This window comes from Modicisalibacter muralis (assembly GCF_900102945.1).
In the GTDB taxonomy this organism is placed as follows: domain Bacteria; phylum Pseudomonadota; class Gammaproteobacteria; order Pseudomonadales; family Halomonadaceae; genus Modicisalibacter; species Modicisalibacter muralis.
Genome location: NZ_FNGI01000001.1, coordinates 698,896 through 723,473, shown reverse-complemented (window position 1 = coordinate 723,473; position 24,578 = coordinate 698,896). Strand labels below are relative to the sequence as shown.

Below are 24,578 nucleotides of genomic sequence, written 5' to 3'. Positions count from 1 at the left end.
GGCTGGCTTCCAGCGATTCCATTCGCACTTGTCACTCCTCAACTAATCGCTAGAGATTGATGCTTTCGACACCGTCGGAGCGATTATCGGCTATCGAGGCTCTCGATAATCGCATTCAGGGCCAGTTGATTCTGGCGCAGTTCGGTTAGCGACGTTTGGCTAGCCGATACGCGTAAGCTTAGTTCGTCCAGACGCTCCTGTTGAGCCGCATCATTGCCCTGCAGGGCCTCGAGAGTGCCAGCGATATCCTCGAGACGTCCTTGCAAATCGGCCAGCGCTTCATCTTGCGAGCCGCTGGCCAGCTTTTCGAGGCTGGCCTGCAATTGCGACTGCGTCGTTTCAACCTGGGCGAGACGTGCTCCAAGCTCATCGTCGACAACGCTCAATGCTTGGCGACGCTGCTCGGCCTCGTCCTGCGCCGCGGCCAAATCGTCCACCCGCGTCTCGAGCGAGGCACGAGCTTCCTCGCCGCTTCGTTCGATAATATCGAGCGAGCGCTGCATGGCATCGAGGGTAGCCGCCAGGGTATCGCGCTGATCGTCGGCTACCTGAAGCTCCTGAGCCAATTCGCTAAGCGCGGCATCGTCGGCGCTATTTTCTTCTAGACTGTTTAGCGTGGTTCTAAGTTCAGCAAGCTCTGCCTGTAACGACTGCTGGGCCGCTTGCATATCGCTCAGTTGCTGCTTGATGGCGTTGGACGCACCACGACTGTCGCCGAAGCTATCGAGCCGCGCATGCACATTGGAGAGCTGCCCCTCGAGCTGGCGCTGACTGGTTAGCCAGGTTTGACGATCTATCCAGTAATAGGCGCCCAGCGTGACCAGCCCCGCGGTCAGTAGCAGACATACCAACCACAACGGCCATGTCCGGGAGCGACGACGGCGTACGGGTGGAGGACGATGCCGAGCGACCAGTTCGCTATCGGAATCCGGCACGATGGGTGTGGTAAATCGCGGCTCGTCCGAGCGTTCCACCATGAGTTCTCCTCATCAGTCCAGGGCGCTTTGAAGTCGAATCAGCGAGGGAAAGACCAAGTGCCGTCATCGGAATTGGCGAGCATACCCCAGGCTGCTAACATGTTACGACACCACTGCTCGCAGATGCTTGGTATTGTAAGGTTTTTATCGCTGGAACAGGAAACGGGCGATTGAAAACCTGCCGACCGGCACCACATCAAGTGGTGTATCCACGGTGATATTCATATAAAGGAGCTAACCATGGCATTCGAACTTCCCGCACTGCCATTCGAGAAGAACGCGCTGGAACCGCACATCTCCGCCGAGACGCTGGAGTATCACTATGGCAAGCATAACCAGGCCTACGTGACCAAGCTCAACGATCTGACCGATGGCACCGCCGATGCCAACAAGTCGCTCGAGGAAATCATCAAGTCATCCTCCGGCGGCCTGTTCAATCAAGCAGCGCAGGTGTGGAACCACACCTTCTACTGGCACTGCCTGTCTCCCAACGGCGGTGGCGAGCCTTCAGGCGCGCTCGGCGAAGCGATCAGCGCCAAATTCGGTTCCTTCGACAAGTTCAAGGACGAGTTCAACACCAAGGCGGCAGGTAACTTCGGTTCCGGCTGGACCTGGCTGATCAAGACCGATGACGGCGGCGTGGATATCGTCAATACCGACGATGCCGACACCCCGATCGCACATGGCCAGACACCGCTGCTGACCATCGACGTGTGGGAACACGCCTACTACATCGATTACCGCAACGCCCGCCCCAAGTATCTCGAAGCGGTGTGGAACGTGATCAACTGGGATTTCGTCGCCCAGAACTATAGCTGAGCCGTAACGGCTCACGCGCCGGACCGTGATTGAAATGACACCCCGCAATTGCGGGGTGTTGTCGTTGCAGAGGACCCTGCGATTCGCTGGGGCGCCGAGCCCGTGCAGGCATTTATAATGATTACTCAGAGGGTGTTTTACAAAACAGGCGAACGATGGAAAGACAAGGCGAAATTGAACGAAAAAGCGCAGTTTACAGGTAGTAAATGAGCATTTTGATCGGACTCGCGCCCGAGGACAATTTCAACGCTGTATTGCCGAGTGCAGCCCTTTTGTAAACATCCTCTCAAGGGTTGGCGCGTCGGCCGATTCCTCGATAAACCAGCCCCCGCGCGGCAACGTACACTGGGTCGTAGATATTACGCCCGTCGAGGATCAGCTTGGCGCCAAGCATGTCGGAGAGCCGTCGCCAATCCGGGTTCCAGTAGCACTTCCATTCGGTGACCAGCATCAAGGCGTCGGCACCCTCGCAAGCGGAATAGGGATCGTCGGCGCAGAGCGTCAATAGCGGATGCTCGCCCAGCCGCTGCTTCAACGTCGACAATGCCGCCGGGTCGTGCAGACGCACATGTACCCCTTGGGCCCACAAGGCTCGCAGCAGCGTCAGTACCGGTGCATGATCGATGCGCGTGGTGCCGGGCTTGAATGCCGCGCCCCAAATGGCCACGGTACGCCCTTCCAATTGACCGTGGAAATGCCCCCACAACTTGCGAAACAGTGTCTCTTTCTTGTGCTCGTTGATGTCGAGCACCTGTTCGAGCAGATGCGACTCGCGCCCAGTGGCATATTGCACATCGGCCAGGCGCATCAGATCGCGGGAGAAATTGGAGCCGCCGAAACCGCAGCCCGGATAGAGGTATTCGTAGCCGATGCGGGTGTCGGCACCCATGCCTTGGCGAACGTGCTCGACGTCCACGCCCAATGAATCGGCGAGACCGGCGACTTCGTTCATATAGCTGATGCGCGTCGCCAGCATGCCATTGATGGCCAGCTTGGTCAGCTCGGCGGCACGCCGTGGCATGCGCTGAAACACCTCGGCCCGGCGATTGAAGGCGCGCAGCAATTCGCGCACCTGATCCGCCGCCCAGTCGTCCTCGCAGCCCAGCAGCCAACGAGTCGGTCGCGTGAACACCTGCCAGGCACGCCCCTCCTCGAGCATATCGGGCAATACCACCGCGACCTGTGAAGCGTGACGCAACAGCCCTTCGAGACTCTCGGTCTGGCCCACCGGGAAGGTCGAATTGTTGATCACGATCAACGGCGAGTCCTGACGCTGTGCCACAGCGTCGACGAAACGCTCAGCGGCGTCGCGCTGATCCGGCGCCAGGGCCAGCCAGGCGATGTCCACTTCGCCCAGCGTGTCCAGCGAATCGACCAAGCGCAGCGAGCCACCCTGACGACTGGCTTCCAACTGAGCGGGAACGCCCGGCTCGCGAGCCAGCCAATCGGCCTCGGCCAACTGTGCCCAGGGCGCCTCTTCATGCGGCCACCAATCGACCTGGTGGCCGACCGACGATAGCGCCGCCGCCGCAGTGGCCGCCGACAGCTCGCTTCCATGCACGATGATTCGCATCGGCTCACCCTCCGTTGGCGTAGCGCGTTAACAACTCGGTGAAGCCCTGGCCGAACTTGGGATGGCGCTTGGCGAGCACCAGGGTCGCTTCGAGATAGCCCAACTGATGCCCGCAATCGTAGGTCGCGCCCTGCATGCGGTAGGCGGCGACATTGCGCGTCTTGCGCAGGGCGTCGATCGCATCGGTAAGCTGAATTTCGTTGCCGGCGCCCGGCCTGGTCTCGGCGAGCAGCGCGAAGATCGCACCTGGCAGCAGGTAGCGTCCGATCACCGCCAGGCTCGATGGCGCCTCCTCGACCTTGGGCTTTTCGACCACGCCGGTGATCGCGGTGCTCTGCCCCGGCGCCGGCGCATCGCCATCGAGCGCCACGATACCGTACTTGTGAACCATGTCGCGGGGCACGTTCTCGACCATGATCTGGCCTTCGCCACTGGCCTCGAAGGCCGCGATCATGCCGCTCAGGTCATTGCGCTGCAGGCCATGGGCATCGACCAGCACATCCGGCAATAGCACGGTGAAGGGTTCATCGTCGCCGATCACCGGCCGCGCGCAGAGTATCGCGTGGCCCAGGCCCAAGGGTTCGGGCTGACGCACGCTGATGATGCTGACGTCATCGGGGATGATGTTGCGCAGCTCGTCGAGCAGTTCCTGCTTGCCCTTGGCCTCGAGGCTGGCCTCGAGTTCGAAGTGCTTGTCGAAGTGGTTTTCGATGGCGCCCTTGCTGGAGTGCGTGACCAGCACGATCTCCTTGATACCCGCGGCGACCGCCTCTTCGACGACGTATTGAATCACCGGCTTGTCGACGATGGTGATCATTTCCTTGGGGATCGCCTTGGAAGCCGGCAGGCAGCGCGTGCCAAGCCCGGCCACGGGGAGAACGGCCTTACGAATCATGGGGTCCCTCCTGCATGATGAATAGTGCGAATGAGTATGCCATAGCCTGTCGGATTCGGCCTGCTAGGTTCGCCCCAGCAGCCGAGCGATGCTCGTGGGATTCGGCGGCTCGATCACGCCATGCTCGCAAACGATGGCGTCGATCAATGCGGCGGGCGTGATATCGAATACCGGATTGAAAATCTTGACGTTCTCGGGCGCGACACGGCGCTCGCCCTGATGCGTCAGTTCGCGTGAATCGCGTGTTTCGATGGGAATGTCCGCCCCGCTCTCGAGATCCAGATCGAAGGTGCTCGATGGCGCCACCACCATCACCTTGACGCCATGATGACGCGCCTGCACCGCCAGGGCATAGGTGCCGATCTTGTTGGCCACGTCGCCATTGGCGGCGATGCGATCGGCGCCGACGATCAGCCAGTCGATCTCGCCCCGGGCCAGCAACAGCGATGCCGCGGAGTCCGCCGCCAGCACCACCGGGATGCCCTCCCGCTGTAGCTCCCAGGCGGTCAATCGGGCACCTTGTAGCCAGGGGCGGGTTTCGTTGGCATGTACCAGCGTGATCAGCCCTTGTTCCCAAGCACTGCGAATCACCCCCAGCGCGGTACCGTGGCCACCCGTGGCCAGCGCCCCGGTATTGCAGTGGGTCATCACCGTGCAGGTGCCATTGCGGGCGATCAGTTCGCTGCCGTAGCGACCCATGGCCAGATTGTCGGCCAGGTCACGCTGGTGTATCTCCCGAGCCTCGTCGAGCAGCGCCGCGACCGGCGCCTCGCGCTGCGTACGGTGTCGATCGATCACCCCGCGCATTCTGGCCAGCGCCCAGAACAGATTGACTGCCGTCGGCCGCGACGCCGCCAGGCACTCGATGGCGTCTTCCAGTCGCTGCGGCCAGTCGCTGTCTTCGGCGCGTTGCGCGGCCAGAGCCACGCCATAGGCAGCGGTAATGCCAATCGCCGGCGCGCCGCGCACTACCATGTCGGTGATCGCCTGGGCGGTCTGGGTGGCATCGTTGACGCGCAGTCTGATCTCGCGGTCGGGCAAGGCGCGCTGGTCGAGCAGTTCCAGGGCATCACCACACCAGCGAATGGGAACAATGGTCGATGCGGTCATCAAGGCTCCTGGTGAAGGTCAAAACGGGTCGGCACAATCGATCATGCAAGATGGCATTGAGCGGCAGTGTCTGTCGAGAATCACAATACCATCAAGAAAGAGTAGAATGCCGGCATCATACCGGAGGAGGTTCGTGATGCCATCCATCGCGCCGCTCGAGGTCGAGCTACTGATAGAAGCCCGCTGGGTGTTACCGATGAACGAGGGTTTGCCGACCCTGAGAGATCATGCCGTGGCCATCGAGGCGGGCCAGCTCCTCGGCCCCTGGCCAATTAGCGAGGCGCGGGACCGGGTCAACGCCAGGCAAGTGATGCGCCTGGCCAACCATGCCCTGCTTCCCGGCCTGATCAACGCCCATAACCATGCCGGCATGAGCCTGATGCGCGGTTACGCCGACGATCTGCCGTTGATGACCTGGCTCAACGAACATATCTGGCCGGCCGAAGCCGCGCATGTGAATCCCCACTTCGTCGCCGACGGCACGCGCCTGGCCATCGCCGAAATGCTGCATTCGGGCACCACCACATTCGCCGATATGTACCTGGCGCCCGAGGCCGTCGGCGAGGTGGTCGAGACCGGTCTGATTCGCACGCAACTATGTACGCCATTGATCGACTTTCCCACGCCGTGGGCGCCGGACTTCACCAGCGGCCTGGCGCTCACCGAGGCACTCGCCGAGCGCTATCGCGATCACCCAACCATCAGCCTGGCCTTCGGACCGCATGCACCGTACACCATCGGCGACGATAGCCTGCGTCGGCTGGCCGAGGCCCGCGAGCGGCTCGACCTGCCGATCCAGATGCATGTTCACGAAACTGCCGACGAAGTCGAACAAGGGCTGGTGAAAGACGGCAAGCGACCCTTGCGGCGTCTTTATGATGCCGGCCTGCTGGGGCCGCATTTCCAGGCCGTGCACATGACCCAGATCGACGACGAGGATATCGCCATCCTGCGCGATACCGGTACGCATGTGGTGCATTGCCCACAATCGAATCTCAAGCTCGCCAGCGGCTTCTGCCCCGTCGCCAGGTTGCTGGACGCCGGCGTCAACGTCGCGCTGGGCACCGACGGCGCGGCCAGCAATAATGATCTGGACATGTTCGACGAGATCAAGACCGCCGCCTTGCTGGCCAAGGGCGTGAGCAACGATGCCGCCGCGCTGCCGGCCATGGCGGCGCTGGCCATGGCCACGCGCGATGGCGCCCAGGCACTGAGGCTGGGCGATCGCCTCGGCCAGTTGAAAGAAGGCTTCGCTGCCGACCTGATCGCAGTGGATCTCGATGGCATCAATACCTTGCCGGTGCATCATCCGGCGTCCGCCGTGGTCTATGCCATGAACAGCCGCCAGGTTAGCCACGTCTGGGTCGGCGGCCAGGCGCGCCTTGTACAAGGCGAGCTACAGGGTATCGATAGTCAGCAACTCAAGCGCATGGCAGCCGATTACCAACATGCCATGGCGACCACCAGCCAACCGGGAGGGGCCCAATGAGCCAAGCGCAGCGCGACAACACCGATCATCGCGGCAATGTCGACCATGCCGAGATCGCCAAGTTCGAAGCACTCGCCAGCCGCTGGTGGGACAAGGACGGTGAGTTCAAGCCTCTGCACGAGATCAATCCGTTGCGTCTGGACTTCATCGATGCGCGCGCCGGACTTGCCGCCAAGCAGGTGATCGACGTCGGTTGCGGCGGAGGCATTCTCAGTGAAGCCATGGCGCATCGCGGTGCCCGCGTTACGGGTATCGATATGGGCGAGGCACCACTCGCCGTGGCACGCCTGCATCAACAGGAAAGCGGTGTCGAAGTGGATTACCGCCAGGCCAGCGCCGAGGAGATGGCTTTTGATCACCCCGGCGAGTTCGATATCGTCACTTGCCTGGAAATGCTCGAACACGTACCCGACCCCGCCGCCGTGGTGCGAGCCTGCGCCACGCTGGTCAAGCCCGGCGGGCAGGTGTTCTTTTCGACCATCAACCGCAACCCCAGGTCCTATGCATTGGCGATTCTCGGCGCCGAATACGTGCTTCGCCTGCTGCCCCGCGGCACGCATGAGTACCGCAAGTTCATTCGCCCCTCGGAGTTGTCGAGCTGGTGCCGCGCCACGGGTCTGCGTGTCCGCGAGCAAAGCGGCATGACCTACAATCCGCTGACCCGCCATTATCGGCTCAACTCGCGCGATGTCTCGGTCAATTACCTCATGCACTGCTCGCTGGAGGCGCCGTGACGTCTGCCGGCACACTGCGCGCGCCCAAGGCATTGCTGTTCGATCTCGATGGCACCCTGGTGGATACCGCGCCCGATCTCGCCCTAGCGACCAACGCCCTGCGCGCCCATCATGGCCTCGAGGCCCTGCCCTTCGAGGTGATTCGCGCGCAGGTCTCCAACGGCGGAAGCGCCCTGGTGACGTTGGCCCTGGGGCTCGAATCCGAACACCCCGAACATGCCACGGCGCGCACCTTTCTGCTCGATGCCTATGCAAAGAACGTCGCACTGCACAGCCAGGTCTTCGCGGGGCTGGAGTGCCTGCTGGAACTCTGGGCGCTACCCCCGCGCGCCTGGGGCATCGTTACCAACAAGCCGCGCGCTTACACCGAGCCGTTGATCGAGGCGCTGGGGCTGAAGCCCGGCGCCTTGCTGTGCGCCGACGACCTGCCGGTCAAGAAACCCTCGCCCGAGCCGTTATGGGAAGCGGCCCGTCAATTGGGTATCGCCCCCGATGCGTGCTGGTACATCGGCGATCATGCCCGCGACATGCAGGCCGCGCGGGCCGCGGGCATGGCGGCGATTGCCGTCGGCTACGGGTATATCGACGAGAATGAAGACCGCCATAGCTGGCAAGCGGATATCTGGTTCGAACGCCCGACCGACCTGGTCGAAGCGTTGATCGAGGGGCAGGGAAACTAGATAGCGGAGTTACTGCCGAGGCGGCTGGGCATCGAAACGCTCGCCGGTATGCCCGCGACTGTCGGGGCCCATCAGCCACAGATATGTCGCCATGATGTCATCGGGTTTGCGCAAGGTATCGGGATCTTCGCCAGGAAAGGCGGTCTTGCGCATCTGCGTGCGCGTGGCGCCGGGATTGAGACTATTGACGCGAACCGACGTCAGGTTTTCCAATTCATCGGCTAGTACCTGGACGAAACCCTCGGTGGCAAATTTGGAAACCGAGTAGGCCCCCCAGAACGCCCTCCCCTTGTGGCCGACACCCGACGTCGTGAAGATCACCGAGGCATCGTTCGACGCCTTGAGCAACGACAGCAACGCCTGGGTCATCCAGATCGGGCCGTTGATATTGACCTGCATGACCTGCTCCCACAATTGCGGATTGTACTGCTCGAAGGGCGTAATACGTCCCAGCAGACCGGCATTGTGGAGAATACCATCGAGACGGCCGAACTCCCTGTGCAGGGTTTCGGCCATATCCTGATAGTCCTTGAGCGTGGCTCCCTCGAAGTTCAGGGGAAAAATAGCCGGCTGCGGACCACCTAGCGCCTCGATTTCATCGTATACCGCTTCCAGCTTGGCAATCGTCCTGCCTAATAGAATCACCGTGGCGCCATGGCGAGCATAGGTCAGCGCGGCGGCACGACCGATGCCATCCCCCGCGCCGCTAACCAGAATGACGCGCCCATCGAGCAGGTCGGCCGGAGCCTGGTAATCGATCTTGCAGGTCATTACGACTCCTACCGGGAAATCACAGGCCGGACTGATTGAGAAAATCACTGGCCATGCCCGCGGCCCGGCTATCAGGATATTCCGCCTGGACCCGCTCGAGCAGTTGCTTGCTGGCGTCGGGCTGGCCCTGGCGCGCTTTCAACAGGCCCAGCTTGTACAGGGCATCCGGCACCTTATTGCTCTGCGGGTAATCATTGATGACCGTCGTAAAAGCCTGGGCCGCGGGCTCGAGCTCGGAGCGCGCCGAATAGAGTTCACCCAGCCAATAGTAACCATTGGGACGCAATGACGATTGCGGGTAATCGGTGACGAACGCTTCGAAAGCCGCGATGGCCGCATCGAAGTCACGCGCCTGAACCTTGGCGAAAGCCGCCTGATAAGCCTGCCGGCCATCATCACCGGCCACGGCGGTTGCAGCGCCGGTATCGACATTGGCATTGGCATCGACATTGGGTGTTTGTGCCCCACTACCGGTATTTCCCGCCTGAATGCGTTGCTCAAGCTCGAGATAACGCTCTTGAGAAAGTTGGCGCTGCTGATCCAACTGGTAGCGCAATTCCTCGACCTGGCCTCGAAGCTCCCTGATCTGGCGCTGATTTTCCTGTAGCTGATTGAACAATGTCAGACTGCCACCGGGTTCCTGGCGAACCTGTGCCTGCTGGTAGAAACTGTTTTGGGCCGTAAGATCCTCGACCACTGGGGCGGCCCATACGGACAGCGGGAGCACTAAGGCTCCCGCGCCGCACAGTCCTTTCAGACCGTGTTTCATGCTTGACTCCGTAGGAGCTTAGTAGTCGAAGACCACGCGGCGATTCTGCGCATAAGCATCTTCAGAGTTACCCTGAACGGCCGGACGCTCTTCGCCGTAACTGACAATCTCGAGCTGGGAAGGCGATACGCCCTGTACTGTCAGGTAGCTTTCGACGGATTGCGCACGACGCTCGCCCAGACCCAGGTTGTATTCACGAGTACCGCGCTCATCGCCATGACCTTCGAGAATGACGGTCGTGTTCGGATTGCTACGCAGGTAATCGGCGTGAGCATTGAGCACGGATTCGAATTCAGGACGAATGGTGTCCTTGTCGAAATCGAAGTAAATGGTACGCACGTCGGGGATGCCAGTCTGACTGCCCATCTGGCTACCGCTGGTTTGACCGTTGGTCATGCCTTGGCCGGAAACACCGCCCATGGTAGTACCAGTGCCATCCATGCTCCCATCCTGGGTGCCACCGCTGCTGGAACAGCCAGCCATGACGGCGAGGGACACAGCGACTGCCAGGCTTTTGGCGTACGGTTTGAATTGCATTTATCAACTCCTTGCTCGGAATTTGAATGACACAGTCGATTCTAGTGCTTTAGTTCAAGAAAGGCGACCAAGCGGGTTCCCGCACGTCGCCTTGTGCCGAGGGTAGTCGGTACGAAGCATTGCCATCGGCCGACACGACACCCAGCACCCCTCGGTTTGCTTGCTGGGTGGCGAAGATTACCATGGTCCCATTCGGGGCAACACTGGGCGATTCATCCAGAGTGGATTCGGTAAGAATCGTCAGCCTTCCTGTATCCAGGTTCTTCTTGGCAACATGGAAACCATCGCTGGCCCGGTGAATCATGAAAATCGTCTCGCCATCCGGCGCAAAACGCCCTCGGGAATTGTAGCTACCCGTAAAGGTTATGCGTTCTGCCTGCCCACTGGCAAGATCGTAACGATACAATTGCGGGCCGCCACTACGGTCCGATGTGAACAAAAGGCTGCTGCCATCCGGCGACCATTCCGGCTCGGTATCGATCCCCGGACTGTTGGTCAGGCGAGTGAATGTACGCGAAGCGACGTCCATGACGTAAATCTCCGGCTGTCCATCCTTGGATAGGGACATAGCCAATTTACGCCCATCAGGGGACCAGGCCGGAGCGCTGTTGATTCCCGAAAATGAGGTCGCTTGAATTCGCTGACTAGAGGCTAAATCCTGAATATAAATCGCCGAATTTCCGCTCTCGAACGACACATAAGCTAGCTTGCCGCCATCGGGAGACCAGGCCGGTGAGAGAATTGGATCGTCGGAGGAAAGAATCTGCTGACTGCCATGGCCATCGGAATCGGCGACATGCAACCCGAAGCGCCGATTGTCGCCCGCGCCCTGCGCCGTGACATAGGCAATCTGTGTCGAAAAGGCGCCACGAATACCGGTAATCGCCTCGAATATCTGATCGCTGATGTAATGCGCCGCGTCGCGCAGTTCATTGGCCGAGACGTTGATCACTTCACCGATAATGCGGCGCTCGCCATAGATGTCCAACAGCTCGAACTGGATGCGATAACCGCCACTCTCCTGGCTGATTTCACCGACCACTAGATAGCTGCTATCGACCAATCGCCAATCGCGGAAAGTGACCTCGTCACTGTTACTTGGCGTAGCGATCAGCGACTCGCGAGGCAGCGGGTCGAACTGGCCGCTGCGTGCCAGGTCGCTACTGACGATACCGGCGATATCCTCGGGAACATTGCCCTGCCCCTGATTTTCGAAAGGCACAATGGCAATCGGAATGGCACGATCGCTACCCTTGGTAATCTCGATCGTCAGGTCGGCGCTGGCCAGACCGCTGCACAACAGCATCAGCAGTCCTGCCAGTAAAGAAGTCATACGTTTCATCGGCGCACGTCCTCGGGGTTGAAGTCCAGATTGAATTCGCGGAATTGGCTCTGGGCGGAAGCCGGCAACGCGCTCATTTCACGGAAAGGCGCGGCACGCTCCACGGCCAGCAGCACCGAGCGGTCGAAGGCAGCGTCGCCACTGCTCTTGCTTATGCTAGCGCTAATCAGCTCGCCCGTCGGCAAGAGTCGGATACTCACGAGAGCTTCCAGTTTTCCATTGCTACCAGATGGCAATATCCAGGCCTGTTCAACGGCATTGCGCACCAGATTGACAAAGCTATTGGATGCTTGGGCCGCCTGCTTGGCATTGGCAATCGCCTGAGCCTCGCCCGCGATCGCGCTGTCGAGAGACGAGGCGGCGGCTTCAGCGGCACGCTTGAGCTCTTCCTGGCGCTGTTGCTCGGCTTTCCTGGCGGCTTCGGCTTTTCTGCGCGCTTCTTCCTCGGCTTGGCGTTTGGCTTCCTCCTCGGCTTTTCTACGCGCTTCCTCTTCGGCCTGGCGTTTGGCTTCCTCCTCGGCTTTTCTGCGCGCCTCCTCTTCGGCCTGACGCTGGGCTTCCTCGGCTTTTCTGCGCGCTTCCTCCTCGGCCTGGCGTTTGGCTTCCTCGGCTTTTCTGCGCGCTTCTTCCTCGGCCTGGCGTTTGGCCGCTGCAGCCTGGGCCGCTTCCTCACGGGCCTGTTCCTGGCGTTGCTGCTCGGCCCGTTGTTCGCGCAGCTCGGCTTGCTTAGCAGCTTCTTCGGCGCGTCGTTCGGCTTCGGCCTCGGCTTGCTGCCTTGCTTGTTCACGCTCCTGTTGTTCGGCTTCGCGTGCCGCCTGGGCTTCAGCCTCAGCCTGGCGCTCGGCTTCCTCGGCCTGGGCCTGCTCGGCCTCACGAGCCGCCTCGGCGGCTTCTTCGGCCTGCTTGGCCTGGGCCGCGCTGGCTTTAGCCTCTTCGACCCGCTGCGCCTGATCGGTGGCGGTTTCGGTACTCACCAGGGTTGCCTGTACCACCGACGACGAACTCGGTGTCGCCTCGCTATCCGGCCAACGCAGCACGGTCAACAGCAACACCAGCACATGGACGCCGATGGCGAGCAGCGTAGGCAGGCCGTAACCTACCCGCCGTTCGTGTCTAGCCATCTATACTCCTCAGCCATCACTGGGGGGCGGTTCGGAAATCAGCCCCACGTTGGGTACGCCAGCGATCTGCAGGGTGCTCATCAGCTCTACGATCTGGCCATAGGGAACGTTACGATCGCCACGCACCAGTACCGGCGTGCTGGGCTTACGCTCTAGAATGATAATGACCTTGTCGCTGATCTCATCCAGTGACAAAGGAGTTTCGCCATCACCCAGCGAAATGAAGTACTGACCCTGGCTATCCACCGAGACGACGACCGGCTCGGTGTCTTCCATATCCTGGATTGGCTCGGAGGTCACCTGGGGCAGATCGACGTCGACCCCTTGAGTCAGCATCGGCGCGGTAATCATGAAAATCACCAATAGCACCAGCATGACATCAATGAAGGGCACCACATTGATCTCGCCCATCGGCTTTTGCCGCGGGCCGCGATTGAATGGTCCGTGCATGGTAGGGCTCCCTCAGGCGGCTTCGCGCTCGCCGCGTCCTTGCAGGTTGCGGTGCAGGATGGAGTGAAACTCCTCGGCGAAGTCCTCATATTGCCCCAGTAACCGGTTGGCTTGCGCCGACAGCCGGTTATAGAAGATCACCGCCGGGATGGCGGCGAACAGACCCATGGCCGTCGCGATCAAGGCTTCGGCGATCCATGGTGCCACGGTGGACAGCGTCGCCTGCTGAGCCATCGACAGGCTCTGGAACGACCCCATAATGCCCCACACGGTGCCGAACAGGCCGATGTAAGGACTGGCCGAAGCCACGGTAGCCAGAAACGTCAGATGCAGCGTGAGTCGCTCTTCCTCACGCGACCAAGCCACGCGCATGGCGCGCTGCACGCCGTCGAGTACCGCCTGGGCGCTGCGTGTCTTGGGCAGCAGGCGATTGAATTCGCGAAAGCCGGAGCGAAAGATCTGCTCGGCGCCCAGCACTTCCTGCTCGGCCGGCGTTTCACGATACAACTCGTTGAGATCGACGCCGGACCAGAAGCGGTCCTCGAAGGTGCTATGGGCCTTGCGTGCCCGGCGCAGCACGAAGCTGCGTTGAAAGATCACTACCCAGGAGGCGATGGAGCCCGCAATCAGTAGCAGCATGACCAGTTGGACGACCAGACTGGCATTCAGGATGAGATGGGGAATGGACATGGAGTCGTTCACGGGTGTCCTCGATCAGTGGTACGGATTATCCGTTCAGGACCGCGGCAAGTGCCGACGGCCAACGTGTCGGGCGAAGCCGGGACGCATCCAGACAAGCGATGTCGACGCTAGCTTCGCATAATGGTTCCCCACGACCCGTCACCCGTTGGCGAAAACTCAGGCGACAGGAGGATTGCTCGACGACCTCGGCGCTGACCATCAGCCGGTCGTCGAGTCGGGCGGGCTTGGCATAACGGCATTCGATTCGATGCACCACCAGTTGAATGCCGGCATCCAGCAATTCACGTTGGGTAATACCGAACTGCTTGAGCCATTCGCTGCGTGCCCGCTCCATGTATTTGAGATAATTGACGTAATAGACGATGCCGCCGGCATCGGTGTCTTCGATATAAACCGTCACCGGTAGCGTGAATGCACTCATGGGCGCCCCTCGCCCGAGGCATTCGGTACGCTATCACCCGCCGCCAGGCCGAAATGCAGATAGGCCTGACGTGTAACCATGCGCCCCCGCGCGGTACGCAGCATGAGGCCCTGCTGGATCAGATACGGTTCAAGCACATCCTCGATGGTATCGCGCTCTTCGCTGATCGCCGCGGACAGCGAGTCGACACCCACCGGCCCGCCATCGAATTTCTCGATCATCGCCAACAGCAAGCGACGATCCATATGATCCAGCCCATGACGATCCACGTTCAACATGTTCAAGGCCAGATCGGCGATTTCAACGCTCAAGCGGCCATCGCCACGTACCTCGGCGTAATCGCGCACCCGGCGCAGCAACCGGTTGGCGATACGCGGCGTACCGCGCGCGCGGCGTGCGATTTCGGCGGCGCCACCAGCCTCGGCCTCGATTCCCAGCAGCCTCGCCGAACGCGTGACGATCTCGGTAAGCTCGTCGATCGCGTAAAACTCCAGACGCTGGACGATACCGAAGCGATCGCGCAGTGGCGAGGTCAGAAGTCCCGCGCGAGTGGTGGCGCCGACCAGCGTAAACCGGGGCAGGTCGAGCTTGATCGAGCGCGCCGCCGGGCCCTCGCCGATCATGATATCCAGCTGAAAATCCTCCATCGCCGGGTACAAGACTTCCTCGACCGCTGCCGGCAGGCGATGAATCTCGTCGATGAACAGCACATCGCCCGGCTGGAGATTGGTCAACATGGCGGCCAGGTCGCCGGCACGCTCGAGCACCGGCCCGGAGGTCGACTTGATATCGACGCCCATCTCTTCGGCGATGATGTTGGCCAGCGTAGTCTTGCCCAGCCCCGGCGGGCCGAACACCAGCGTATGATCGAGACTATCACCACGCCCACGTGCCGCGCTGATGAAGATATCGAGCTGCTCGCGCACGCGTGGCTGGCCGATGTAATCGGCCAGGCGCTTGGGGCGTATGGCATGGTCGACGCGCACTTCACCCATCTGAGGTTCGGCGGCAATCAGGCGGTCGCTTTCGATCATGCGTCCTTACCCTGCCATCTGGCGTGTAAGCGCGGCCTTGATCAAGGCCTCGGTGGGTTGTTTGGCATCGAGCCCCGAGAGCAAACGCGCTGCCTCAGTGGGCTTGTAGCCCAGCGTGATCAGCGCCGCCTCGGCGTCGGCCAACGGATCGTGCGAATGGGTGGCCTCGCCCGCCTGGCCCAGACCGTCGAGTGCATCGCCTTGCTCGGCCGTCCAGTGTGGGAAGCGGTCACGCATCTCGACGATCAAGCGTTCGGCGGTTTTCTTGCCCACACCGGGCAGCCGGGTCAGCGACTTGATGTCGTCGTCCATCACACAGCGAATGAACTGGTTTTCTTCCATGCCGGAAAGAATCGCCAGCGCCAGCTTGGGCCCGACGCCGTTGACCTTGATCAGCGCACGGAACAGCGAGCGCTCCTGCTGACGAGCAAAGCCGTATAGCAGGTGAGCATCCTCACGGATGGTCAGATGAGTGAAAACCTGTACCGCTTCCCCCACTCCGGGCAAGGCCAGCAAAGTGTTCATGGAGGCTTCGAGCTCATAACCGACACCGCTGACGTCGATCACCATCCAGGGCGGTTGCTTCTCCAACAGGGTGCCACGCAGGCGTCCAATCATGCGTTCACAATCCTTCGAATGACTGGGGTGTCACTATACTGATCGGCCGTTCGACTGACCAGCGTCGTGAGAATGGCTTCACTCGGGGCGATAATCGCGCCAACGTTGGCCACGCCCACCACGACGGCTACCGTAGCTGCCCTGCTGGATCAGCCCGGCGCGGGTATGGGCATGGGTCAGCGCGATGGCCAATGCATCGGCGGCATCTGCCTGGGGCGTGGCGCTAAGGCCGAGCACGGCAGTAATCATATGCTGCACCTGGAGCTTGTCGGCGGCCCCGGTGCCGGTCACGGCTTGCTTGATCTGACGCGCCGCGTACTCGAACACCGGCAGGCCGTGGTTGGCGGCACACACCACGGCGGTGCCCCTGGCCTGACCCAGCTTGAGCGCCGAGTCGGCGTTCTTGGCCATGAACACCTGCTCGATAGCGAATTCCGCCGGGCGGTGCATGGCGATCAACTCCGCGATACCGGCATACACCTGAGCCAATTTCTGGGCCAGGCCGTCGGCCTTGATGCGAATGCAACCGCTGGCGACATAGCGCGGCTTGCCGCCAGACAGATCGAGCACCCCATAACCGGTGAGGCGCGAGCCGGGATCGATACCCAGCACGATCATTGCGCGCCTCCCTGGAGCCAACCACCTTTGATCATTTATTCTTCGCTCGTGGGCACCTTGGCCTTCTGTCGTAAGCGAATGTTCAGATCCTTGAGCTGATCGGCACTGACCTCGCCCGGTGCGTCGGTCATCAAGCAGGCCGCGCTCTGGGTCTTGGGGAACGCAATCACTTCACGAATGGTCCGTGCGCCGGTCATCAGCATCACCAGGCGATCGAGGCCAAAGGCCAGGCCACCATGCGGCGGCGCGCCGAACTGCAGGGCGTCGAGCAGGAAGCCGAACTTCTCTTCGGCTTCCGCATCATTGATGCCCAGCACTTCGAAGACCTGGCGCTGCATGTCGCGATCGTGGATACGAATCGACCCGCCACCCAATTCAGTGCCGTTGAGCACCATGTCGTAAGCGCGCGATAGCGCCGCCGCCGGATTGGCCTTGAGCTCGTCCGGCGTGCACGACGGCGCGGTAAACGGATGATGCAACGCCGACAGGCGACCGGCATCGTCGGCCTCGAACATCGGGAAATCGACCACCCACAGCGGCGCCCACTCGGCGGTATACAGGTCCAGATCCCCACCCAGCTTGACGCGCAACGCCCCGATCGCCTCGTTGACGATGCGTGCCTTGTCGGCACCGAAGAAGATGATGTCGCCATCTTCGGCACCCACGCGATCGAGCAACGACTCGACGATGCCTTCCATGAACTTGACGATCGGCGATTGCAGGCCTTCGATGCCCTTGGCGCGCTCGTTGACCTTGATCCAGGCCAGCCCCCTGGCGCCGTAAATACCGACGAACTTGGTGTACTCGTCGATTTCCTTGCGTGAAAGCCTGGCGCCGCCAGTGACCTTGAGCGCCGCGACACGGCCGTCGTCGGCGTTGGCCGGGCCGGAGAACACCTTGAAGTCGACCTCTTTCATCAGATCGTCGACATCGACCAATTCCAGCGGAATGCGCAGGTCGGGCTTGTCGGAGCCATAACGCTGCATGGCCTCGGCATAGGGCATGCGCGGGAAATCAGGCAGCTTGACGTCGAGCACCTCGGAGAAGAGCTGACGAACCATACGCTCGGTGATCGCCATGACGTCGTCTTCCTCGACGAACGATGCCTCGATGTCGATCTGGGTGAATTCCGGCTGACGATCGGCGCGCAGATCCTCGTCGCGGAAACACTTGGCAATCTGGTAGTAACGATCGAAACCCGAAACCATCAGCAATTGCTTGAATAGCTGCGGCGACTGCGGCAGCGCGAAGAAGTGCCCTTCATGGGTACGACTCGGTACCAGGTAGTCGCGTGCGCCTTCGGGCGTGGCACGGGTCAGGATCGGCGTCTCGATATCCAGGAAACCCTGGCCTTCGAGAAAGGCACGCACGCTGTGCGAGATACGCGAGCGCAGGCGCAATTTGTCGATCATCTCCGGACGACGCAGATCGATATAGCGATACTTGAGGCGCACTTCCTCGCCGACCTTGCCATGCTCGTCGAGTTGGAACGGCGGCGTGGCGGCGGTGTTGAGCACCTCGACCTGCTTAGCCAACACCTCGATCATGCCGGTCGGCATGTTGGGATTTTGGGTGCCCTCGGGGCGCAGCCGAATACGCCCGCGAATACGCAGCACGAACTCATTGCGGGCGCGATCAGCGGTGGCGAACGCTTCCGGGGTGTCGGGGTCGACCACGACCTGCGCAATGCCGTCACGATCGCGCATGTCGAGGAAGATCACCCCGCCGTGGTCACGGCGGCGATGCACCCATCCGCAAAGCGTGACCTCCTGGTCCACCTGGGTCTCGTTCAACTGGCCGCAATAATGGCTGCGCATGTCAAATCCTGTTTCGTTGCTTTAATCGGTGAATCTCCGCCGACCGGTGAGGCCGGCGGAGTTGTCAGGCGGTGGCCTTGCTATCGGGGCTCGATGGAGACTTACTCGATGAGCCCTTGCCCGGTGAACTCTTGGCATCAGCGCTGGAAGGCGCTTTTTTATCGACACTTGGCGAGGCCTTGCCGTCAGCGCTCGAAGTGGTTTTCTTGTCGCCCGCGTCGCCCGCCAGGTTCTTCTTGCCGCCCGACTTGAAATCGGTCTCGTACCAGCCGCCGCCCGCCAGGCGGAAACCGGCGGCGGAAACCAGCCGCGACAGCTCCGATTGCTCGCAAGAAGGGCAATCCTTCAGTGGAGCGGCGCTCAGCTTCTGTAGTTTTTCCAGGCGATGGCCGCAGGCCTTGCACTCATATTCATAGATCGGCATGGTTTTCTTCTTCACTCTTGGGTACGAAAACAACCGTGAAACGTCACCGCAGGCACATCGGGCTACAAACCCCAGCATGCGGTGGCTCGTTTAATATGGCCAGCCGACGCGCTTTCCAAGCCTGCCTTGAAAGCCGCATATTATAGCGTGTAGCGGCCCCCGACGGGCAAGGCCGACACAGCGAGCTTCGCCCACCTTCGTTCATGAGGAATCGTCGATGAAAGCCGTAATCCTGGATGCCGCTAGCCTAGGCGACGATATCGACCTGTCGCCGCTGTGCAATGAAGTCGCCACCCTCGACGTTCACGCCCATAGCAAGCCGCAGGAATGCCAGGCCCGCCTACAGGATGCCGATATCGCCATCGTCAACAAGGTGCAGCTCGACGGCGAACTGCTGAGCGCGCTGCCTCGGCTCAAGCTGATCTGCGTGCTGGCCACCGGCACCAACAATATCGACAAGGCCGCCGCCGAGCGCCATGGCATTTACGTGAAGAACGTCAATGCCTACGGTACCGCCAGCGTTGCCCAGCACACCATGATGCTGATGCTTGCCCTCGCCAACCGCTTGCCGCTGTACCAACGCGACGTCGCCGCTGGCCGTTGGGACGAGAGTCCGATCTTCTGTCTGCTGGATCATCGCACGCTGGAACTCGCCGGCAAGCGGCTGGTCATCGTCGGCAGTGGCGAACTGGGGCAGGCCGTGGCACGCCTGGCCGAGGCTTTCAGCATGGATGTCGTCTTCGCCGCACGCCCCGGCAACGAAGCCAACGACGCGCGCCCATCACTTGTCGAGCTGTCGCCCAGCGCCGATATCCTGTCCCTGCACTGCCCATTAACCGAGGCGACCCGGCACCTGATCGATGCCGACCTGCTGAGCCGCATGAAGTCCGACGCGTTGGTGATCAACTGCGCGCGTGGCGGCATCGTCGATGAACGGGCCGTGCTGGCGGCACTACGTCGAGGCCAGCTAGGTGGGCTGGGCATCGACGTTCTATCTCAGGAACCCCCGCGCGAGGGGCTCCCACTACTCGATGCCTTGAGCGAGCCGCTGAACCTGATCGTGACGCCGCACAATGCCTGGATCAGCCCTGAGGCACGCGCCAACGTCGTGCGCCTGACCGCCGAAAATTTACGCGCGTGGGCCGGGACCCAGGGCTGATGCTTGCATCCTCTTGATCGCCCGCCAATACTCCAAAACGCGGCAATGCCCGCAAGAATGCGCTGTCAGGAGAGGCCATGCTTTACAACTATGGATCGATCAACATCGATCACGTTTACCGCGTACCGCATCTGGTGCGCCCCGGAGAAACCCTGTCCAGTCATGGATACCGTCAGGTGCTCGGTGGCAAGGGTGCCAACCAATCGCTGGCGATAGCGCGCGCCGGTGGTGAGGTGACTCACTGGGGGCGTCTGAGCCAGCGCGATCGCTGGGTGATAGAGGCGCTCTCCACCGCCGGAGTCAATACCGCGCATATCGAGCTGACCGCCGAAGCCAGTGGTCACGCGCTGATCCAGGTCGACGATCACGGCGAAAATGCCATCATCCTGCATCCTGGCGCCAATCACGGCTTCACCGATGCACAGCAGGACGCACTGATGACGTCGGTGAAATCCGGCGATTGGCTGCTACTGCAGAATGAATGCAATGCCTTGGGTAAATTGATGGTTCGTGCCGCCGAGCATGGCATGAACATCGCTTTCAACCCGGCGCCAATGGCGGCCAATGTGCTGCGCCTGCCGCTGGAACATTGCCGGCTGCTGTTCCTCAATCGCGGCGAGGCCGCCATGCTGGTCGATCAAGGCGAACAGGCACCGACCGATGCCCTGCTCGACGCACTTGGCCAGCGCTTGCCGAGTGTCGAGGTGGTGCTCACGCTGGGCCGTAACGGCGTCTGCTATCAGCATGGCGACACGCGGCTCCACCTACTGGCGCACCCGGTCGAGGCCGTGGATACCACCGCCGCCGGAGATACCTTCATTGGCTACTTCATGGCGGCGCGTCAGCATACCGACGACACCGTTGCGGCACTGCGCCTGGCAAGCTCCGCCGCGGCGCTCTGCGTGCAGCACGAAGGCGCCGCGCCGAGCATCCCGGTGATCAGCGAAGTTCATGACGCCGCGAGGGAATGGCCGGAACTCGAACTTCACGACCAGTAGACGCTGGCCGACATTCACGCTGCTAGAAGGAAGCTTTCATGGCGACACCGATCATCTTCGATACCGACCCGGGCGTGGATGACGCCCAGGCTATCGCTATTGCCCTCGCCCATCCCGATATCGAATTGCTGGGCATGACCACCACCTACGGCAATGTCGAAATCGCCACCGCGACGCACAACGCCTTGCTGCTCGCCGAGTTGGCCGGGCAGGACATACCCGTGGCACAGGGCGCCGCCATGCCGTTGGTCAAAACCAAGCATCCGGCGCCGGCGCATATCCATGGCGATAACGGGCTGGGCAATTTCGAACTGCCCGATGTGCGGGGCCAAGCAATCGAGCAAAACGCCGCGCAGTTCATCGTCGATCAGGTCAACGCCCGTCCCGGTGAGATCACGCTGGTCGCGGTTGGCCCATTGGGCAACCTGGCCGCCGCGCTGCAGCTCGACCCGAGCATTGTCGGCAAGGTCAAGCAGGTGGTGATCATGGGCGGCTCGGTGAAGGAAGGCGGCAACGTCACGCCGGTCGCCGAAGCCAATATCTTCAACGACCCGCACGCCGCGTCCCGCACATTAACTGCCGGCTGGCCGTTGACGATGGTCGGCCTCGACGCCACGCACCGCTGCGTGCTCGGCCCGGCCGACATGGAGAAGATCGCAGCCGGTCAAGGGCGATTGGGCGAGGTACTGGCCGGCAGCTATCACTTCTACCGAAAGTTCTATCAAAGCGCGCTGGGTATCGACGGTTGCTGTCCTCACGATAGCTGCGCGCTCGCCTGGCTGATGCGCCCGGATCTGTTCACCACCGCTCGCGGGCATTTGAGCGTAGCCACCGATGGCCTTGCCGAGGGACAAACCCTCTTCGCTCCCGAGGGCCGCCCTTTCCTTGGTGAACGCTGGTCGAGAACGCCCCTGGTCGAGGTCTGCCTCAACGCGGACGGCCAAGGGGTTGTCGATTGGATCGTCGACACCCTGGCCTAGTCAACGCGTCACGAAGGCGTCGCGGTCCCGCCACTCGACGCCTTCCAGCTCGACATGGGTCACCTGGGCCTCGGGTGGTCCCTGCCATAGCCATTCGACCACGGCATTGACCGCCTCGCCCTCGCCGCACAACAGAACTTCGACGCGACCGTCCGGCAGGTTCTCAGCGTAACCGGTCACACCGGCCCTGAGCGCCTGGTCCTGCGTGGCGCGGCGATACCACACGCCCTGCACCCTGCCACTGACGATGGCCTTGACACAGCATTTGCTCATGGCGATTTTCTCCCTCCCAAGCTGCCGGTGAATAGTGCGGTGACGTCTCTTTCTAGCATTGTCGCGGCTTGCACCCAAGATCGAGAAATTCCCGGCCGATTGTTTTAACCTGACATCAAGAGGCCACAAGCCTCTTCCACTTGCGGTATTCGGCGCCCTACCCGACGCCTTTGCGCATTCTATTGACACGGCTTTAGTCCGGAATTCCTCACAAGGGAGAACAACAAATGACCCTCTTCGATCACCCCGATTTCGATCACCACGAACAGGTTGTGTTCGGCTGCGACGAAGCCAGCGGATTGCGTGCCATCGTCGCCATCCACAACACCCATCGCGGCCCTTCCCTCGGTGGCCTGCGTATTTTCCCTTATGCCAGCGAAGAGCAGGCATTGACCGACGTGCTGCGCCTATCGCGGGGCATGACCTACAAATCGGCACTGGCCGGGCTCGACCTGGGTGGCGGCAAAGCGGTGATCATCGCCGACCCCAAGCGCGACAAGACGCCAGCCCTGCTGGAAGCGATGGGACGCCTGGTCGATTCGCTGGGCGGGCGTTACATCACCGCCGAGGACTCCGGCAGCAGCGAAGAGGACATGCAGATCATTGCCGGCACCACGCGCCATGTCGGCGGCCTGTGCCGCGAGGGCGACCATTCCGGCGACCCGTCGCCCTTCACCGCATGGGGCGTATTTCACGCCTTGCGCTGTGCGGTATATCACGGCCTGGAGCGTGACGACCTGCGTGGCTTGCGAGTCGCCATACAGGGCGTCGGCAACGTCGGCGCTCACCTGGCGCACCACCTGCACGACGCCGGTGCGCGCTTGGTACTAACCGATATCGATACCCAGGCTGCGGATCGGCTGGCACGCGAACTCGATGCCCAAGTCGTCGCCCCCGATGCCATCTTCGATGCCGATGTCGATGTGTTCGCCCCCTGCGCCATGGGCGCGGTACTCGATGCCAGTGTCGCTGAGCGCTTGAAAGCGCGAGTCATCGCCGGGGCCGCCAACAATCAGCTCGCCACGCCAGGGATCGGCCAGCGGCTACAGGAACGCGGCATCCTGTACGCGCCCGATTACGTGGCCAATGCCGGCGGGGTGATCGAGATTGCCTGGCAGCGCCGCGAAGACTACAGCCGTGACAAGGTCATGGCGCATATCGCCGGCATCGCACAGACGCTGGATGAAATCTTCGTTCGTGCCCGGCAGGAACGCCGCACACCCGCCGAGGTCGCCGACCGGATTGCCGAGGAGCGTTTCGCCGCGCATCGCCGCCACGCGGCCTGACGTTAACCGCAAGGCTACCGATCCCGGCTTCACCGGGGTCGGTAGCTTGATATCAGCGATCAGACATAAACTCACGCTTGACCCGCACCGCCATCTTGCGCGGGATGATCGGCTTCCCCCGGGCTTCGAGATGAATGCGGGTAAATGCCGCGCCAAACAACAGAATGAGCGACGAGTAGTAGACCCACAGCAAAATCAGCACCACCGAACCCGCCGCCCCGTAGGTCGATGCCGTCGCGGTGTAGGCCAGGTAGGCGGCAATCGCATAGCGCCCGATGGAAAACAGCACGGCGGTGACCACGGCCCCCACCAGTACGTCCCGCCAGCCGATCACAACATCGGGCAGCACCTTGAATAGCGTGGCGAAAAACAACGTGATGACCAGCAGCGAAAGTAGCAGCTCGGCGCCGCTCAGCAACGCCCCGGAACCGGGTATCCAGTCGCCGGCGAATTGAAAAGCCGCACGTAGCGCCACCCCGAGTACCAGCGACACCAGCAACACGAAGCCAATGGCCAGCACCACGGTCAGCGATAAAAAGCGCTGCTTGATGAAAAGCGACATGCTGTTGCGATCCGGCCGGGCGGTCACGCCCCATATCGTATTCAGCGAGAACTGCATCTGGCCAAACACCGTCGTGGCGCCCACCACCAGCGCCCCGACCCCTAGCAATGTGGGTATGATCCCCGAGGATTCGATACGCGATTGTGCCACGGCATCCTCGACGGCCGCCGCCGCCCCAGACCCCATGACGCCGGAAAGCTGGCCGACGATCTGCCCATGAGCAGCATCCTCGCCGAGCACCAGCCCGATGACCGTGACCGCGATAATCACCGTCGGCGCCAATGAAAACAAGGTATAGAACGCCAGCGAGCCAGCGTAACTGAACGCATTATGTTCCAACCATAGCGTGAAGGCATCGCGTACGATCTGAAACCAGGTCTTCACCTCTTTCTTGATCACGAACTCTCCCATGCCTACGG

26 protein-coding genes and 1 pseudogene are annotated in these 24,578 nt (G+C 61.6%); 8 read left to right on the top strand and 19 right to left on the bottom strand.

The window, feature by feature from the left end; all coding sequences use genetic code 11:
- Positions 1-83: 83 nt before the first annotated feature.
- Complete coding sequence (locus tag BLR92_RS03425) at positions 84-977, bottom strand: coiled-coil domain-containing protein (protein WP_089725482.1); 894 nt, start codon at positions 975-977, stop codon at positions 84-86.
- Positions 978-1,217: 240 nt separating this feature from the next.
- Between BLR92_RS03425 and BLR92_RS03420 the strand changes: the two genes are divergently transcribed.
- On the top strand, positions 1,218-1,796 hold the full coding sequence (locus tag BLR92_RS03420) for a superoxide dismutase (RefSeq protein ID WP_089725480.1): 579 nt from the start codon (positions 1,218-1,220) through the stop codon (positions 1,794-1,796).
- 286 nt (positions 1,797-2,082) lie between these two features.
- Here the strand turns inward: BLR92_RS03420 and BLR92_RS03415 are convergent, their stop codons facing one another.
- The 3 genes from BLR92_RS03415 to mtnA form a co-directional block, all read right to left on the bottom strand.
- Positions 2,083-3,369 (bottom strand): nucleotide sugar dehydrogenase, encoded by a 1,287-nt coding sequence (locus tag BLR92_RS03415; RefSeq protein ID WP_089725478.1) that lies wholly within the window; start codon positions 3,367-3,369, stop codon positions 2,083-2,085.
- 4 nt (positions 3,370-3,373) lie between these two features.
- On the bottom strand, positions 3,374-4,264 hold the full coding sequence (gene galU / locus BLR92_RS03410; protein ID WP_089725476.1) for a UTP--glucose-1-phosphate uridylyltransferase GalU: 891 nt from the start codon (positions 4,262-4,264) through the stop codon (positions 3,374-3,376).
- Between the two features lie 63 nt (positions 4,265-4,327).
- Positions 4,328-5,374 (bottom strand): S-methyl-5-thioribose-1-phosphate isomerase, encoded by a 1,047-nt coding sequence (gene mtnA / locus BLR92_RS03405; RefSeq protein ID WP_089725474.1) that lies wholly within the window; start codon positions 5,372-5,374, stop codon positions 4,328-4,330.
- A 136-nt stretch (positions 5,375-5,510) separates the two neighbouring features.
- On the opposite strand from mtnA, the gene BLR92_RS03400 reads away from it, so the two are divergent.
- The 3 genes from BLR92_RS03400 to BLR92_RS03390 are packed head-to-tail and all read left to right on the top strand — an operon-like array spanning position 5,511 to position 8,277.
- Positions 5,511-6,863, top strand: coding sequence for a TRZ/ATZ family hydrolase (locus tag BLR92_RS03400; protein WP_089725472.1), 1,353 nt, complete (start codon positions 5,511-5,513; stop codon positions 6,861-6,863).
- Positions 6,860-7,597 (top strand): bifunctional 2-polyprenyl-6-hydroxyphenol methylase/3-demethylubiquinol 3-O-methyltransferase UbiG, encoded by a 738-nt coding sequence (ubiG, locus tag BLR92_RS03395; protein WP_089725470.1) that lies wholly within the window; start codon positions 6,860-6,862, stop codon positions 7,595-7,597. The genes BLR92_RS03400 and ubiG overlap by 4 nt, the downstream gene beginning before the upstream one ends.
- On the top strand, positions 7,594-8,277 hold the full coding sequence (locus BLR92_RS03390) for an HAD-IA family hydrolase (RefSeq protein WP_245703965.1): 684 nt from the start codon (positions 7,594-7,596) through the stop codon (positions 8,275-8,277). Before ubiG ends, BLR92_RS03390 begins: the two co-directional genes overlap by 4 nt.
- 9 nt (positions 8,278-8,286) lie before the next feature.
- Here the strand turns inward: BLR92_RS03390 and BLR92_RS03385 are convergent, their stop codons facing one another.
- The 13 genes and pseudogenes from BLR92_RS03385 to BLR92_RS19880 all read right to left on the bottom strand — a co-directional run.
- Entirely contained in the window at positions 8,287-9,048 is a 762-nt protein-coding gene (locus tag BLR92_RS03385) for a YciK family oxidoreductase (RefSeq protein ID WP_089725468.1), read from the bottom strand.
- Between the two features lie 19 nt (positions 9,049-9,067).
- The gene (gene ybgF, locus BLR92_RS03380; protein ID WP_089725466.1) at positions 9,068-9,817 is read right to left on the bottom strand and encodes a tol-pal system protein YbgF; all 750 of its coding nucleotides are present in this window, start codon (positions 9,815-9,817) and stop codon (positions 9,068-9,070) included.
- An 18-nt stretch (positions 9,818-9,835) separates the two neighbouring features.
- Complete coding sequence (gene pal, locus BLR92_RS03375; protein WP_089725464.1) at positions 9,836-10,354, bottom strand: peptidoglycan-associated lipoprotein Pal; 519 nt, start codon at positions 10,352-10,354, stop codon at positions 9,836-9,838.
- Between the two features lie 49 nt (positions 10,355-10,403).
- Positions 10,404-11,696, bottom strand: a complete 1,293-nt coding sequence (tolB, locus tag BLR92_RS03370) for a Tol-Pal system beta propeller repeat protein TolB (protein ID WP_089725462.1) — start codon at positions 11,694-11,696, stop codon at positions 10,404-10,406.
- Entirely contained in the window at positions 11,693-12,817 is a 1,125-nt protein-coding gene (tolA, locus tag BLR92_RS03365; RefSeq protein WP_089725460.1) for a cell envelope integrity protein TolA, read from the bottom strand. The genes tolB and tolA overlap by 4 nt, the downstream gene beginning before the upstream one ends.
- Positions 12,818-12,826: 9 nt before the next feature.
- Complete coding sequence (tolR, locus tag BLR92_RS03360; protein ID WP_089725458.1) at positions 12,827-13,267, bottom strand: protein TolR; 441 nt, start codon at positions 13,265-13,267, stop codon at positions 12,827-12,829.
- A 12-nt stretch (positions 13,268-13,279) separates the two neighbouring features.
- Complete coding sequence (tolQ, locus tag BLR92_RS03355; RefSeq protein ID WP_089725456.1) at positions 13,280-13,969, bottom strand: protein TolQ; 690 nt, start codon at positions 13,967-13,969, stop codon at positions 13,280-13,282.
- A gap of 25 nt (positions 13,970-13,994) precedes the next feature.
- The gene (gene ybgC / locus BLR92_RS03350; RefSeq protein ID WP_089725454.1) at positions 13,995-14,390 is read right to left on the bottom strand and encodes a tol-pal system-associated acyl-CoA thioesterase; all 396 of its coding nucleotides are present in this window, start codon (positions 14,388-14,390) and stop codon (positions 13,995-13,997) included.
- Entirely contained in the window at positions 14,387-15,424 is a 1,038-nt protein-coding gene (gene ruvB / locus BLR92_RS03345; protein WP_089725452.1) for a Holliday junction branch migration DNA helicase RuvB, read from the bottom strand. Before ruvB ends, ybgC begins: the two co-directional genes overlap by 4 nt.
- A gap of 6 nt (positions 15,425-15,430) precedes the next feature.
- The gene (gene ruvA / locus BLR92_RS03340; protein WP_089725450.1) at positions 15,431-16,042 is read right to left on the bottom strand and encodes a Holliday junction branch migration protein RuvA; all 612 of its coding nucleotides are present in this window, start codon (positions 16,040-16,042) and stop codon (positions 15,431-15,433) included.
- Between the two features lie 78 nt (positions 16,043-16,120).
- Positions 16,121-16,660: a crossover junction endodeoxyribonuclease RuvC gene (gene ruvC / locus BLR92_RS03335; protein WP_089725448.1), complete on the bottom strand. Its 540-nt coding sequence runs from the start codon at positions 16,658-16,660 to the stop codon at positions 16,121-16,123.
- A gap of 35 nt (positions 16,661-16,695) precedes the next feature.
- Entirely contained in the window at positions 16,696-18,477 is a 1,782-nt protein-coding gene (aspS, locus tag BLR92_RS03330; RefSeq protein WP_089725446.1) for an aspartate--tRNA ligase, read from the bottom strand.
- A gap of 169 nt (positions 18,478-18,646) precedes the next feature.
- Positions 18,647-18,901: pseudogene (locus tag BLR92_RS19880) on the bottom strand (FmdB family zinc ribbon protein); the annotation flags it as partial.
- 217 nt (positions 18,902-19,118) lie between these two features.
- Here BLR92_RS19880 and BLR92_RS03320 point away from each other — a divergent pair.
- From BLR92_RS03320 to BLR92_RS03310, 3 genes are all read left to right on the top strand, one after another.
- On the top strand, positions 19,119-20,060 hold the full coding sequence (locus tag BLR92_RS03320) for a D-2-hydroxyacid dehydrogenase (protein WP_089725442.1): 942 nt from the start codon (positions 19,119-19,121) through the stop codon (positions 20,058-20,060).
- A 77-nt stretch (positions 20,061-20,137) separates the two neighbouring features.
- A complete protein-coding gene (locus BLR92_RS03315; protein ID WP_089725441.1) occupies positions 20,138-21,058 on the top strand; it encodes a ribokinase in 921 nt (306 codons plus the stop codon).
- A 38-nt stretch (positions 21,059-21,096) separates the two neighbouring features.
- Positions 21,097-22,038 (top strand): nucleoside hydrolase, encoded by a 942-nt coding sequence (locus tag BLR92_RS03310; RefSeq protein ID WP_089725439.1) that lies wholly within the window; start codon positions 21,097-21,099, stop codon positions 22,036-22,038.
- Here the strand turns inward: BLR92_RS03310 and BLR92_RS03305 are convergent, their stop codons facing one another.
- The gene (locus tag BLR92_RS03305; protein ID WP_089725437.1) at positions 22,039-22,311 is read right to left on the bottom strand and encodes an acylphosphatase; all 273 of its coding nucleotides are present in this window, start codon (positions 22,309-22,311) and stop codon (positions 22,039-22,041) included. It abuts the gene before it with no gap.
- Positions 22,312-22,538: 227 nt separating this feature from the next.
- On the opposite strand from BLR92_RS03305, the gene BLR92_RS03300 reads away from it, so the two are divergent.
- Positions 22,539-23,597, top strand: a complete 1,059-nt coding sequence (locus tag BLR92_RS03300; protein ID WP_089725435.1) for a Glu/Leu/Phe/Val family dehydrogenase — start codon at positions 22,539-22,541, stop codon at positions 23,595-23,597.
- Positions 23,598-23,649: 52 nt separating this feature from the next.
- Here the strand turns inward: BLR92_RS03300 and BLR92_RS03295 are convergent, their stop codons facing one another.
- Positions 23,650-24,558, bottom strand: coding sequence for a YihY/virulence factor BrkB family protein (locus tag BLR92_RS03295; RefSeq protein WP_245703951.1), 909 nt, complete (start codon positions 24,556-24,558; stop codon positions 23,650-23,652).
- Positions 24,559-24,578 lie beyond the last annotated feature (20 nt).

Excerpts from the sequence above, each read along its gene's own strand:
- BLR92_RS03425 (WP_089725482.1), bottom strand. The coding sequence starts at position 977 with ATGGTGGAACGCTCGGACGAGCCGCGATTTACCACACCCATCGTGCCG.
- BLR92_RS03420 (WP_089725480.1), top strand. The coding sequence starts at position 1,218 with ATGGCATTCGAACTTCCCGCACTGCCATTCGAGAAGAACGCGCTGGAA.
- BLR92_RS03415 (WP_089725478.1), bottom strand. The coding sequence starts at position 3,369 with ATGCGAATCATCGTGCATGGAAGCGAGCTGTCGGCGGCCACTGCGGCG.
- galU (WP_089725476.1), bottom strand. The coding sequence starts at position 4,264 with ATGATTCGTAAGGCCGTTCTCCCCGTGGCCGGGCTTGGCACGCGCTGC.
- mtnA (WP_089725474.1), bottom strand. The coding sequence starts at position 5,374 with ATGACCGCATCGACCATTGTTCCCATTCGCTGGTGTGGTGATGCCCTG.
- BLR92_RS03400 (WP_089725472.1), top strand. The coding sequence starts at position 5,511 with ATGCCATCCATCGCGCCGCTCGAGGTCGAGCTACTGATAGAAGCCCGC.
- ubiG (WP_089725470.1), top strand. The coding sequence starts at position 6,860 with ATGAGCCAAGCGCAGCGCGACAACACCGATCATCGCGGCAATGTCGAC.
- BLR92_RS03385 (WP_089725468.1), bottom strand. The coding sequence starts at position 9,048 with ATGACCTGCAAGATCGATTACCAGGCTCCGGCCGACCTGCTCGATGGG.
- ybgF (WP_089725466.1), bottom strand. The coding sequence starts at position 9,817 with ATGAAACACGGTCTGAAAGGACTGTGCGGCGCGGGAGCCTTAGTGCTC.
- pal (WP_089725464.1), bottom strand. The coding sequence starts at position 10,354 with ATGCAATTCAAACCGTACGCCAAAAGCCTGGCAGTCGCTGTGTCCCTC.
- tolB (WP_089725462.1), bottom strand. The coding sequence starts at position 11,696 with ATGAAACGTATGACTTCTTTACTGGCAGGACTGCTGATGCTGTTGTGC.
- tolA (WP_089725460.1), bottom strand. The coding sequence starts at position 12,817 with ATGGCTAGACACGAACGGCGGGTAGGTTACGGCCTGCCTACGCTGCTC.
- tolR (WP_089725458.1), bottom strand. The coding sequence starts at position 13,267 with ATGCACGGACCATTCAATCGCGGCCCGCGGCAAAAGCCGATGGGCGAG.
- ybgC (WP_089725454.1), bottom strand. The coding sequence starts at position 14,390 with ATGAGTGCATTCACGCTACCGGTGACGGTTTATATCGAAGACACCGAT.
- ruvB (WP_089725452.1), bottom strand. The coding sequence starts at position 15,424 with ATGATCGAAAGCGACCGCCTGATTGCCGCCGAACCTCAGATGGGTGAA.
- ruvA (WP_089725450.1), bottom strand. The coding sequence starts at position 16,042 with ATGATTGGACGCCTGCGTGGCACCCTGTTGGAGAAGCAACCGCCCTGG.
- ruvC (WP_089725448.1), bottom strand. The coding sequence starts at position 16,660 with ATGATCGTGCTGGGTATCGATCCCGGCTCGCGCCTCACCGGTTATGGG.
- aspS (WP_089725446.1), bottom strand. The coding sequence starts at position 18,477 with ATGCGCAGCCATTATTGCGGCCAGTTGAACGAGACCCAGGTGGACCAG.
- BLR92_RS03320 (WP_089725442.1), top strand. The coding sequence starts at position 19,119 with ATGAAAGCCGTAATCCTGGATGCCGCTAGCCTAGGCGACGATATCGAC.
- BLR92_RS03315 (WP_089725441.1), top strand. The coding sequence starts at position 20,138 with ATGCTTTACAACTATGGATCGATCAACATCGATCACGTTTACCGCGTA.
- BLR92_RS03310 (WP_089725439.1), top strand. The coding sequence starts at position 21,097 with ATGGCGACACCGATCATCTTCGATACCGACCCGGGCGTGGATGACGCC.
- BLR92_RS03305 (WP_089725437.1), bottom strand. The coding sequence starts at position 22,311 with ATGAGCAAATGCTGTGTCAAGGCCATCGTCAGTGGCAGGGTGCAGGGC.
- BLR92_RS03300 (WP_089725435.1), top strand. The coding sequence starts at position 22,539 with ATGACCCTCTTCGATCACCCCGATTTCGATCACCACGAACAGGTTGTG.